The sequence below is a fragment of the Sorangium sp. So ce131 genome, from assembly GCF_051519095.1.
In the GTDB taxonomy this organism is placed as follows: Bacteria; Myxococcota_A; Polyangia; order Polyangiales; family Polyangiaceae; genus Sorangium.
On record NZ_CP150455.1, the window covers coordinates 7,298,122 to 7,310,664 of the forward strand.

Annotated in this window: 6 protein-coding genes; 4 read left to right on the forward strand and 2 right to left on the reverse strand. The window is 71.4% G+C overall.

Annotation, left to right across the window (positions count from 1 at the left end):
- Positions 1–38: 38 nt before the first annotated feature.
- The gene (locus WMF43_RS26625) at positions 39–992 is read right to left on the reverse strand and encodes a diacylglycerol/polyprenol kinase family protein (protein ID WP_437668769.1); all 954 of its coding nucleotides are present in this window, start codon (positions 990–992) and stop codon (positions 39–41) included.
- A 720-nt stretch (positions 993–1,712) separates the two neighbouring features.
- Here WMF43_RS26625 and WMF43_RS26630 point away from each other — a divergent pair.
- Positions 1,713–5,660, forward strand: a complete 3,948-nt coding sequence (locus WMF43_RS26630; protein ID WP_437668770.1) for a M36 family metallopeptidase — start codon at positions 1,713–1,715, stop codon at positions 5,658–5,660.
- 288 nt (positions 5,661–5,948) lie between these two features.
- Here WMF43_RS26630 and WMF43_RS26635 read toward each other — a convergent pair whose 3' ends face one another.
- The gene (locus WMF43_RS26635; RefSeq protein ID WP_437668771.1) at positions 5,949–7,298 is read right to left on the reverse strand and encodes a hypothetical protein; all 1,350 of its coding nucleotides are present in this window, start codon (positions 7,296–7,298) and stop codon (positions 5,949–5,951) included.
- Positions 7,299–7,483: 185 nt separating this feature from the next.
- Here WMF43_RS26635 and WMF43_RS26640 point away from each other — a divergent pair, with 185 nt between their 5' ends.
- From WMF43_RS26640 to WMF43_RS26650, 3 genes are all read left to right on the forward strand, one after another.
- The gene (locus WMF43_RS26640; protein WP_437668772.1) at positions 7,484–9,343 is read left to right on the forward strand and encodes a DUF885 domain-containing protein; all 1,860 of its coding nucleotides are present in this window, start codon (positions 7,484–7,486) and stop codon (positions 9,341–9,343) included.
- A 198-nt stretch (positions 9,344–9,541) separates the two neighbouring features.
- Positions 9,542–9,778: a hypothetical protein gene (locus WMF43_RS26645; RefSeq protein ID WP_437668773.1), complete on the forward strand. Its 237-nt coding sequence runs from the start codon at positions 9,542–9,544 to the stop codon at positions 9,776–9,778.
- A 1,541-nt stretch (positions 9,779–11,319) separates the two neighbouring features.
- The gene (locus tag WMF43_RS26650) at positions 11,320–12,435 is read left to right on the forward strand and encodes a glucuronyl esterase domain-containing protein (RefSeq protein WP_437668774.1); all 1,116 of its coding nucleotides are present in this window, start codon (positions 11,320–11,322) and stop codon (positions 12,433–12,435) included.
- Positions 12,436–12,543 lie beyond the last annotated feature (108 nt).

Sequence of the window (12,543 nt, forward strand, 5' to 3'; positions counted from 1 at the left end):
GGCGACGTGCCCGACGGGCGCGCCCTCGCTGCTTGAAATCAGCCGGCGACGGTGACCGCCGCCGCGACGGCGAGCGGGATCGTGAAGTTGTCGTCGAGGCGCGACGAGAACAGCTCGGTGGCGGCGCCGGCCAGGCCGGCCACGGCGGCGAGGAACAGCCGCGCGGCGAGCGGCGCGGGGCCGAGCGCCGACAGCACCACGAAGGCGCTCAGCGCGCCCGCCGCGACGAAGGCGAGCGTGCCCTCCAGCGACCGGCCCTCCAGCAGCCGCGTGCGGCCGAAGCGACGGCCAATGAGCGCCGCCGCCGGGTCCGCCACGGCGAGCACCACCACCCCGACCGACTGGGTCTGCCGCGTCGCGAACAGCGCGAGCAGCAGCAGCGCCGTCATGTACCAGGTCGCCGAGTTCACCCGGTAGCGCTCGTGCGGATGGGCGATGAGCCGGAAGAACCGCATCAGCCGCTCGTTGGCCCGCTCGCTCATCCGGCGCGCGACCTCCAGCGACCACGCCGTCGCCGCGAACGCGCCGCTCACCGCCACGAGCCAGGCGCGCTCGGGCAGCAGCTGCACCAGCCCCAGCACCGCGAGCCCCGACCCGACATGCCACAGGCTGCGCGCGTGGTTCGTCGGCCGGACGCTCGGCGGCGCGGCGATGACGCCCCGCAGGGTCAGCGCCAGCGACTCGTACGCGGGCTGCACCTCGCGCTGGAACGCGATCCACGCCGCCTTGGGCGAGGGCGTCCGGGCCGGGGTCGCGCGCTCGACCGCGGCGAGCAGCGCGCGGAGGCGCTCGCGCAGCCGCTCGAGCGCCCCGCCAGCGTCCTCGCGCTCGGTGGCCACCACGAGCGCCCGGAGGCGCGACACTACCCGGTCGACCCGGGCGCGCACCTCGGGCTCGTCGCGGAAGACGAAAACGGCGGGATCGACCTGTCGCAGAAGAGCGCACAGCTCTTCGGAGAGGAGCTTGGTCTCGACGTGCAAGCTGTGGATCACGGGCTGGTTTTGTGAGGCTAGTGCCCGGACGCCGGGGCGCGTGTCACCCCTTTGTCATACTCGCGGGTGAGCCAGATCGCGCGCCCACGACGGAGCACGTCCCCTGGCCGCGCGACCTCCGGACGAGACCGCGAGCGACCTCCGGACGAGACCACGAGCGACCTCCGGACGAGACCACGAGCGACCTCCGGACGAGACCGCGAGCGACCTCCGGACGAGACCACGAGCGCCCCGGCGTCGGGCGCCAACCGATAGGTCCACGAGCGCCCCGGCCTCGACGGACGAGCCCGCGACCCCGCCGGCTTTACGGACTAGCCAGCAAACACGGCAGTACACCCGTCCTCGGCTGCACCGGGCGCCGAGGCCGCCCCGAGGCGCCGCCCCGTCCGCCAGCCATGCGCGCATCTCACCTGGCGCAGGGCGAGCCTGTAGTTCATGGACTCATGAACGACGCCTGAAAGAGCTCCTCTCCGTTCCTGGCTTCACTCCCCCCGACGCAACTCCTGTGAACGGCGACAGTGGAAACCGCATGAGAGGCGCCTTACGGCCCATGACGGAGGCGCGCCGCCGAGCTTCCCCTGCACGCACGCCGCAGGTAGGGTGCCCGCCGTCGCAAGTGCGACCGGCGGGCGCGCGGCGCCCCGGGTGCAGCGTGTGTTGGCGTGTTGCGCGGTGCGTGCTCCGCTCAATCAAGCATCGTTCCTTCGGAGATCTGGAAGCATGAAGGTTTCGGCCCGGTATACCGCGCTCTCGTTCGCGCTGCTCGCCGCCCCGCTCGCCCACGCGCGGGAACGACCGAACTACGACGCCTACTTCAAGGCGCCTCCGGCGCTGCCGGCCAGCGTCGCGCACGTCGCGCCGCCGGCGGGTCCGGGCGGGCTCGTCGCGTCGACCGATCCGCAGCGCGGGGTGCCGACCTTCGTGTGGGCGTCCACGCCGGGCCGCCGCCCGCCCGCGACCCACGGCACCGCGGAGGCCGCCGCCCGCTGGCACCTGGAGCGGCACGCGCGCCTCTACGGCCTGCCCCGCACCGCGCTCGACACGGCCGTGGTGCGCAAGATCCACGACACCGGGCGCGGCGGCGTCGTCGTGACGCTCGGCCAGGACGTCGACGGCGTCCCGGTCTTCCGCAGCGAGATCAAGGTCCTCATGCGGCGCGACCTCGCGCTCGTCGCCCTCTCGGGCAACCTGCACGCGTCCGCCGCCCCGCTGCCGCCCGGCGCCGCCGCGCCCGCGCCCGGCGCGAAGCGCACCCGCGCGTTCTCGGGCTCCCCGGCCCAGGCGGTCGTCCACGCCGTCCGCGACGCGCACCGCCTCGCCATCAAGACGGTCGACCTGCGCGAGCACGCCGCGCCGAAGGGCGGCTATCACCTCTTCGACCTCGCGGACACCACCCACGCGCGCGACCGCGTCGGCGGCCTGCGCTTCACACAGCCGGCGCGGGTCAAGAAGGTGCTCTTCCCCCTCCCCGACCGGCTCGTCCCCGGCTACTTCGTCGAGCTCCTCTCGGGCGACGCCGGCAGCACGAGCTCCGCGGCATACGCCTGGGTGTTCGCCGCCGGCGACGGGCGCATGCTCTACCGGGAGAACCTCTCCCACGCCGCCGCGTTCGATTACCGGGTCTGGGCCGACACCGCGCCCCCGCACACCCCGCTCGACGGGCCGCTCGAGGACTTCTCCCCTCACCCGACGGGGCGGCCCGACGGCTTCCTCCCGCGGTTCGTCGCGCCGAACCTCCTCTCGATCGAGGGGTTCAACACGAACCCGGACGGCGCCGCCGATCCGTGGCTGCCCGCGGACGCGACCTCGACCCGCGGCAACAACGTCGACGCCTACGCCGACCACAAGGCGCCCGACGGGTTCTCCCGGGGCGACACGCGCGCCGCGCTCTCGGGGCCGCTCGCGTTCGATTACACCTATGACCCGGCCGCCGAGCCGCTCGCCGCGCCCGGGCAGGTGATGGCGGCCGTCACCCAGATCTTCTACGTCACGAACTGGCTCCACGACTGGTACTACGACTCCGGCTTCGACGAGGCCGCCGGCAACGCCCAGCGCGACAACCTCGGCCGGGGCGGCGAGGACGGCGACCCGCTGCTCGCCGAGGCGCAGGACGACGCGCCCGGCGAGAGCCGCGACAACGCGAACATGGACGCGACCTACGACGGCGCGTCCCCGCGCATGCAGATGTACCTGTGGACGGGGCCCGACCTCCAGTCGCTGAGCGTCGCGCCGCAGAACGCCAACTACGGCTCGAACACCGCCTCGTTCGGGCCCCGGAGCTACGAGGTGACCGGCGAGCTCGCCCTCGCCGACGACGGCGTCGCGCCCAGGAGCGACGCGTGCGGCCCGATCGCGATCGACCTGACCGGCAAGATCGCCCTCGTCGACCGGGGCGAATGCACCTTCGCGGAGAAGGCGCAGAACGCGCAGCGCGCGGGCGCGGTCGGCGTGATCATCGCGAACAACCGCGACGACGAGGGGGCGCCGCGGCTCTACGGCGACGCCGACGTGGCGACGCCGACGCAGAGCGTCTCGATGGCCGACGGCGCGGCGCTCAAGGCGGCGCTCGCCGGCGCGGTCGAGCCGCTCCTGGTCACCCTGCGCCGCGAGCCCACCGTGGAGCGCGACGGCACCATCGACAACACCATCGTCGCGCACGAGTGGGGCCATTACCTCCACCTCCGGCTGGTCCCGTGCGGCACGCAGATGTGCGGCGCCCAGAGCGAGGGGTGGGGCGACTTCATCGCGCTGCACATGGCGCTGCGCGACGGCGACGACCTGAGCGGCGCGTACCCGCTCTCCGGCTACGGCAGCGCGGCGCTCGGCGACAGCTACTTCGGCATCCGCCGCGCGCCCTACTCCGTCGACTTCGCCAAGAACGGGCTGACATTCCGGCACATCTCGAACGGCGAGCGCCTCCCCGATCACCCGCTCAACGTCGGGGCGCCCGGCAACGCCGAGGTGCACAACGCCGGCGAGGTCTGGGCGAGCATGCTGCTCGAGGCCTACGCCGCGCTGATCCGGCGCGGCGAGGGCCTGACCCCGCCCCGCCCGTTCGAGGAGAGCCGGCGGCGGATGTCCGACTACGTGGTCGCCGGCATGAAGCTCGCCCCGGCCAACCCGACATACACCGAGCAGCGCGACGCGCTCCTCGCCGCGGCGCTCGCCGGCGACGAGGGCGACTTCCTGGCCCTGGCGGAGGGGTTCGCGCGGCGCGGCGCCGGCACGTGCGCCGCGTCGCCGCGCGCCGACTCGAACGACCTCACCGGCGTGGTCGAGAGCTTCCGGGTGCAGCCCGAGATCTCGCTGGTGCGCGCGGAGCTCGACGACAGCGCCGCGTCGTGCGACCGCGACGGGCTGCTCGACGCCGAGGAGTCCGGCACGATCGCCATCGAGATCGCGAACCGCGGCGCGGCGCCGCTGACCGACGCGGTGGCCTCCATCGAGGCGCCGGGCGGCGGGGTCACGTTCCCGGACGGCGGCCGGGTGTCGTTCGGCGACGTCGCGCCGTTCGCGACCGGCACCGCGAAGGTGGCGGTGAGGCTGGATCGCTCGGTGAAGCCGGCCGAGGACCTGAAGCTCAGCCTCACGCTGAAGAGCGCGGAGGCGTGCTCGCCGAGCCGCGTGGAGGCCCTGGTGCGGCGCGTGAACTACGATCAGATCCTGGCGTCGTCGGCGGTCGACGACGTGGAGACCCAGACGACGGCGTGGACCGTCGACGGCTTCGCGAGCGAGCTCGTCTGGGCGCGCGCGGAGGGGGTCGCGCCGAACCGGGTGTGGCGCGGGGTCGACGTCGGGACGTACGCCGACGCGGCGCTCGTGTCGCCGCCGCTCGAGGTCAGCGCGACCGAGCCGTTCGTGCTCACGTTCGCGCACCGGCACCAGTTCGAGATGAGCGACGGGACGTTCTGGGACGGCGCGGTGATCGAGATCAGCGTCGACGGCGGCGAGACGTGGGACGACATCGACCGGTTCGCGGATCCCGGCTACGGCGGGAGGCTCACGAGCGAGTCCGGCAATCCGCTGGGCCGGCGGAGGGCCTATGTCGCGCGCAACGCCTCGTGGCCGGCGACCGACAAGGTGACGGTCGATCTCGGGACGGCGCTGGCCGGCAAGACGGCGCGGGTGCGCTTCCGGATCGGCACGGACCAGGCGGCGGGCGACGTCGGCTGGGAGGTCGACGACATCGGGTTCGCGGGCATCACGAACACGCCGTTCGCGACGATGGTCGAGGACACGGCCTCATGCCAGGCCGCGCCGGTCGCGGACGCGGGGGAGGACCAGGCCGTCGCGATCGGGGAGGAGGTCGCGCTCGACGCGTCGGGGAGCTCGGATCCCGACGGGGACGCGCTGACGTTCTCCTGGGCGCAGACGGCGGGGCCGGCGGTGAAGCTGAGCGGCGAGGGCGCGCTGGCGGCGTTCGTGGCGCCCGAGGTCGCGGCGGCGACGACGCTCACGTTCGAGGTGACGGTGAGCGACGGCGTTCTGGAGGCGACGGACCAGGTGAACGTCATGGTGGATCCGGCGAAGGAGGTGCCCGTGGAGGGCGGGTGCGGGTGCGCTGTTCCCGGGGGATCGGCGGCAGCGGATCCGAGGTGGGCGGCGGCGGCGCTCGGGGCGGCGGCGGCGGGGACGGCGCTGCGGAGGTGGAGGCGGCGGCGAGGGTGAGACGGGAGGCGGGGATCCGAGGCGGACCGGCCCCTGGGGAGGGGGGTCGTGGCGCGGCGCGGGGCCCCGCCGAACTCGCCTGAGACATCTCCCCTCCGGCGGAGCCGGAGGAGAGATGTCTCAGGCTCAAACATCGGCCCTCCCCGCGCCGCGCCACGACCCCCCTCCCCAGGGGCCTACCGATTTTCTGGTTCGGGCCCTCTCGTGAACATCAGCGCTCGGGCGCCAGGAACACCTCGACTGGGGCGGCCAGCTCGGAAAGGGCGCGAATTCGGGAAGGGCGCGAGCTCACTCGAGCTCGTTCTCGATCTGCAGCTCCTGCGGGACGTCGATGGATCCATCCTTCTTCAGGGTCACCGGCAGGCTGAAGCGGGAGAACACGCCGTCGGCGTCGAGATCGCCGGTCGCGCGGACGACGGCGCTGCGGCCGTCCTTGGCCGTGAGGATCTCGTAGCTGTAATAGCTGGGCTCACGCACGTCGAAGCGCAGGGCCTTCCACGTCGGATGGCTCCAGTCCTGCTCGGTGGGGATGTGCTTCGTGCCGCTCGGCACGGCGCTGGGCGTCGGCGGGGCGGACGCGGGCATGCGGCGCTTCGCCGGGGGCATCGACAGGACGTGCGCCGCCAGCAGCGTCGCAATGGAAGAGACGTTGGTCTTCGCCTCTGCGGCCTTGGCGCTCGCCAGGTACTTGCGGACGCCGTGGACGCCGAGCGCGGCGAGCGTGCCCAGGGTGGCGGCCTGGGTCGCGACGTCGCCGTCGGCGCGCACCTCGACGGTGAGCCTGCGGCCCTCCTTCGTCGCGCGCACGCCGGGGAGGCCCTGGGCCACCGCAGGCTGCTTGAGGATCGCGTCGACGGTCGCCGCCATGTCCGACGCCAGCGCCTCCGTGCGGGCATCGACCTCCGCCCGCAGGGCCGTGTGGGCGGCGTCGCTCTCGAGCGCCACCGTCGCGCTCTCCACGACATCGTCGCCCCCGGCCGCAAGATCGACCACGGCCACGAGGACCGCGCCGCGGCGCTCGGCGAGGGCCCCCGCAGCGCGCGGAGGGAGCGACGCCGGCGCGCCCGACGCCACGCGCGCAGCGGCCTGCGCGACGGCGGGCTCCGCGCCGACGAGCATCAACCTCCCCGCGCTGGCCGCGACCGCACCGGAAGGCAGCCGCACCGCGGGCGCACCGGCAACCGACGTCCGCGTCGCCCCCTCGAAGAAGGATTCGATGCACGCGACGGCCGCGGCCGGCGGCCGATCGAGGGCCACCGCGAGGACAGGACGCTCGAGGCCGTCCGGGGCACTGGCGCGGGCGCTGACCGCTATCTCCTGCACCACCTCGACGGGATCGAAGCCGCAGCGCTGGATGAGCTCCTTCCAGCTCGCGCGGAACCCCCGGAGCTCGGGCACGTCGGAGGCCATCACCTGCCGGTAGACCTCGTAAACGCTGCTCGCCCGGAGCCGCTCACCGCTCAGGTAGACGACGCTCGCGGCGTCGTCGGGGATCGCCGCGAGCGCAGGGCGCTCCGGGGCGGGCGGAGGCGCGTCGACGGCAGGCGCCGCCGCGGCCGGCCGGGGGGGCGCGCCGGCGGGCTTGCCCGCGGGGGCGCCGCCGCAGCTCAGCGCGGCGAGGGTGGCAATCAGCGACAAACAGCGCGGCGAGCGAGACATGGAAGGGACCTCCGCGGGCGGATATCACGGAAAGAAGCGTGTCGGAAGCGAGGACGGATGCGTGACATCCCCCTCGCGCGGTGAGCTCACACGCCTGGCAGACGCGCGTGCGTGCGCGGTTCGAGGCCGTTGGCGCTCGGCGCCGCCCATGCAAGAGCAGCGTCATGCCCCTGCGCGCGCTCCGCCTCTTCGCCCTCGTCCCCCTGGTCGCGTGCGCCGGCGAGGCGCCGCCCCCGGCCCTCGCGCCGGCTCCCCTGTCCGCGGCGGCGCCGAGCGCGCCGCCTGCGGCCGCGCCGGGCGAGGCGCCCGCGGCGGGCAGGCGGCCGCCGGCCTGGGTGCAGCGCAGCAACGAGCACGCCCAGGTGCTCCTCGACGTGCTCGCGAGGTTCTCGCCGGAGCACGCCGGATCGCTGGGGATCGCCCGGGTGGATCAGGAGATCACCGACCTCTCGCCGGGGGTCGAGGCGCGGGAGCGCGCCGCCTACCGCGCGGCCCTCGTGGAGCTCCAGAGCCGGCGAGAGGCCGAGAGAGACCCGGCGGTCGCCGAGGACCTGCAGATCCTGGTCGACGCGGCGGACAGGGCCATCCGCGCATCCGAGCTCGAGGAGAAGCACAGCGTGAGCTACGTGCACGTCACGGGGCTCGTGTTCCAGGGCATCGCGAGCCTGCTGGACGACCGGATCTCACCGTCGCGGCGCGCGTCGGCCCTCACCCGGCTCCGGCGTTATGCGGGTCTCGACGCGGGCTACACCCCCATCACCCAGCGGGCCAAGGCCGGGCTCATCGAGGACCTCGCGAAACCTGGATTGCTCACCCCATCCAGGATGGAGATCGAGCGGCATCTCTCCACGAACGCGCGCGTGCGGGAGGGCATCGGTGAGCTCTTCCGGAAATACGCCATCGCCGGTCACGAGGAGCCGCTCGCCGCGCTGACTCGCCAGCTCGAGGCCTACGACGCGGCGCTGCGGACCGAGGTGCTCCCGAAGGCGCGGACCGGCTTCGCGCTGCCGCCGCCGCTCTATGCGTTCGCGCTCGAGGCGTTCGGCGTCGATGTCCCGCCCGCGGAGCTCGCGCGCCTCGCCCACGCGGCCTTCAACGACCTCCAGGGCCAGATGCAGAAGCTCGCGCTGCGCGTCGCGAAGGCGCGCAACCTGCCGAGCTCGGATTACCGCGACGTGATCCGCGCCCTCAAGCAGGAGCAGCTCGTGGGCGAGGCGATCTTGCCGCATTACCGGGAGCGGCTCGCCCAGATCGAGGCGATTATCGCGAAGGAGCGCCTCGTCACGTTGCCCGAGAGGCCGGCGCGCATCCGGCTCGGCACGGCCGCGGAGAGCGCGGAGTCGCCGGCGCCGCACATGCGGCCGCCGCGGCTGCTCGACAACCAGGGTGAAGAGGGGGAGTTCGTGCTGCCGCTCAGCCTGCCCGCGCCGCCCGGCACCTCGGAGGCGATGCGCAAGATCGACGATTTCACCCATGCAGCGGCCTCGTGGACGCTGACCGCCCACGAGGCGCGCCCCGGCCATGAGCTCCAGTTCGCGTCGCTCGTCGAGCGCGGGGTGTCGATCGCGAGGGCGGTGTTCGCGGAGAACAGCGCCAACGTGGAGGGGTGGGCCCTCTACGCGGAGGCCATCCTGCTCCCGTACATGCCGCCGGAAGGCCAGCTCGTCTCCCTGCAGTACCGACTGCTGCGCGCCGCCCGCGCCTTCCTCGATCCGGAGCTCCAGGCGGGCACGATCACGCCGGAGGCCGCGCGCGCCTTCCTGGAGAAGGAGGTCGTCCTGTCGGCGCCCTTCGCGCAGTCCGAGGTCGAGCGCTACACGTTCCGGGCGCCCGGGCAGGCGACGTCGTACTTCTACGGGTTCACCAAGCTGATGGACCTGCGCCACGAGGTCGAGTCCCTGATGGGACTCCGCTTCAACGCGCAGCGGTTCCACGACTTCGTGCTCGCCCAGGGCATCCTGCCCCCGAAGCTGCTGCGCAAGGCCGTGATGGAGCGCTTCGTCCCGGCGCAGGCCGCGCGCTGAGGAAAACGTCCCCCTCGCCCGCCCTCCCGCTCCGCCTACGGCAGATTCCGGATCAATCCGTCAGGAGAGACGCCCATGGATACGCCGGTTCACCGCGGAACGGGCAGTGTCCGCGGTCCGGCTCGGGGTCCCCCCTTGCGGCCCGCCTCGTCGGCTCCAGGAGTCGAGGGAAGGAACAGAGAACGCTGGAGGTGGTGCATGAACACGAACGAGAAGGCGACGACGGAGCAGCGTAAGGAGGCCCCTGAGGGCCAGTCCGCCAAGCCCGAGGACAAGGCGGATCGCCCCTCCGGGTCGGGGACGTCGGAGGCGCCGGTCAATCGCGGCGGCGCGCTCTCCCCCAAGGAATCCGCCGAGGAGCGCGAAGACGAGGCGTCGGACGAGTCGTTCCCGGCGAGTGATGCCCCGTCCTGGACGCCGACCGGCACCGGGTGACCGCAGGCCTGCCCCCGGGAGGCAGGGCGACCCAGGTTGCGGCACCTCCGATCAAGCTCGGACCCAGGTTGCGGCAGACCCGACCAGGTTGTGGTCGCCCGCCTGGGCGACCGGTCAACTCCTGGCCTAGGCGCTGCAGAAGCTCAAGCGCGAGGTGGAGGAGCGGGCTCGCATCGCCACGGAGCTGCGGAAGACCGAGCTCGACCTCCGCGACGAGCTGTGTCCGGTCCGATCGGACACCCACGTCTCCGTACGGCCGTTCGCGAGCCGTGCAAGCGAATGTTCAGCCGTGACTCTGTGGTCTCGAACAGCTCAGGTCGATCGACTCCAGCGCGCCGGAGGTGATCTCTGAAGTTGCTTACCGCGTCAAGTACGGAGGGCGCTGCGCCCCCCACCGCGTGATGACGCCGGTCGATCTGCTGGCGCGGCTCGCTGCGCTGGTACCGCCGCCCAGATATCCGCTCGTGATCTCCAACGGCGTGCTCGCGCCACACGCCACGTGGCGCAGCGCGGTGGTGCCCAAGCCGCCGGGCGTCGTGCACGCTCACGACCTTCCGGCGAGCGGGAGCGGGGCTGTGAAGCGCGATGGGGCAACGCCAAGGTGGTCCCGGAGACGATCCGGATGGATCACATCGATTACGCACCTGTTGAACATTTGCATCCTGACCAGACGCCGCGCATCCTGACCAAACGCCGCCCGCTCCGGTCGTACGATTTCCAGCGATAAGCGTGATCGAACCGCCCTCCGCTGGGAATGGGCGTCTGATGGTGTCGTTGCGGCCAGCCTTCTCCCAACCTCTCCCCCTAACGGCCCTCCTCCCCCTGTTCGCCGCGTGCGGCCCCAGCACGAGCGATGCGGGCGTCGGCGGCTCGGACCCGACGGGCGGCGGGGACACGACGCTGGTTGGGGTCGAGCCTCCCGGCGCGGACTGTCCCGTGCCCAACATGCCCGCCTTCAGCGATCTGAAGGCGTATGACAAGCTGCACGACTCCTTCACCATGATGGATGGTACGAAGGTGACGACCCGGGCGCGAGGGCTCGCTCACGTGCCATTGGCATAGTCACAGCGCAAATTCGCACGCTTGACGAAAGCAGCGTCACCAGCGCGAAAACACAAATATTCACCTACCGTCCACCATAAGCACGGCTGTTTTCCCGCGCGTCACGCACTACGTGTCATGCGCCGCGTGTCGCATTCCGCCACTGCACTCGAAACATGGAGGCCTTCATGTCTGTCCGTTCTCGTGCCTCGTACAAATTAACCGCTCTCGCGGTCCCCGTCCTCGCCCTCTTGAACCTCTCTGGCTGCTCTTCAGAAACAGGATCCGGCGGCGCCGGGGGAGATGCTCTGGGCACAGGCGGCGGGTCACCGAGCGGGAGCGGGGGAGTCACCACGGGTGGAGGCTCCGCGACCAGCGGTGCTTCCGCGACCGGCGGAGTCGCCAGTACGGGCGGCGGTGCTCCGACGGGCGGATCCGGCACGGGCGGCTCCCAGAGTAGCGGGACAGGCGGCGGCGCCTTCACGTGTACCCTGCCCACTTTGCCTGAACCGAACGGCCTGACCGAGGTAAACCCGAAGCTCCCGGATCCGTTCACGTTCTTCGACGGAACGAAGGTCACCACCAAAGAACAGTGGGAGTGCCGCCGCAAGGAAATCCTGGCCATGGCAGCCAAGTACCTCTACGGTCCAGTTCCCTCCGAACCGGATGAAGTGACCGGGACCGTATCCGGAGGCACCGTTTCAATCACTGCCAAGGTGGGTGAAAAAACGGAGAGCTTCTCGGCGAGCATCAGCGGATCCGGCGACGTGATCGCCCTCAAGTTGTCGGGCGGGATTTTCCCGTCAGGAAGCAAATCGCTGTCGTTTGGAAGCGGATTTGAAGGCAAGATCAGAAATCTCTTCGGCCTGTCCGAGCTCAACACCAACATCGCCAACGGATGGATGATCGACCGGGTGATGGACGTGCTGGAACAGAACCCGGGCAGCGGCCACGATCCCACAAAGGTGATGGTGTCGGGGTGCTCCGGATGCGGGAAAGGCGCTTACCTGGCGGGTGTCTTCAGTCGTGCACCGGTGGTTGTCATCGTGGAATCGGGCGGCGGTGGTGTAGCCAACCTGCGCCAGGCAGAGTGGTTCAGGCACGGTGAAGGTGGTTCTGTCTGGCAGTGCTCAGATGCCAAGCCGCAGAGCATCGACAACCTCGAAGACAGCGGCATCTGCGGACCCTGGGTGACCAACGCGGCCCGCTGGCTCCGGAATGATCCCTCGAAGGTATACAACCTCCCCTTCGATACGCACATGATCCTGGCGACCATCGCTCCACGGCATCTGGTGCACTTCACGAATGCCAACGGCAGGAACTCATGGTGTCACCTGGGTGGAACCTGCGAAGCGCTCTCCGCATGGGCAGCAAAACCGGTATGGAATGCGCTCGGCGTTCCAGAGCGCATGGGTTTTCAGATGTACAGCGCAAACCACTGCGGCGCATCGGGCTCTCAAACCGCCCTCGCAGGCGAGATGTTCAAGCGAGCATTCGAAGGCAATACCAGCGCAAACACGGACGTGCTGAACATCCTGGACAATGGCGTTCAACAGCCGGTCAGCGAATGGAAAGACATGTGGGTTGACTGGGACATGGAGACGGTGCTGGAGTAGTGATGCCCTCGGGGGGCATGGAAGCCGTTCTGGCCTTGCCCCCCATTCGGCGTGATCATGGGCAGAGAATCGAGCGGCGTTCCCTCGACCAGCTCGATGTGAGGCTTC

Excerpts from the sequence above, each read along its gene's own strand:
- WMF43_RS26630 (WP_437668770.1), top strand. The coding sequence starts at position 1,713 with ATGAAGGTTTCGGCCCGGTATACCGCGCTCTCGTTCGCGCTGCTCGCC.
- WMF43_RS26640 (WP_437668772.1), top strand. The coding sequence starts at position 7,484 with ATGCCCCTGCGCGCGCTCCGCCTCTTCGCCCTCGTCCCCCTGGTCGCG.
- WMF43_RS26645 (WP_437668773.1), top strand. The coding sequence starts at position 9,542 with ATGAACACGAACGAGAAGGCGACGACGGAGCAGCGTAAGGAGGCCCCT.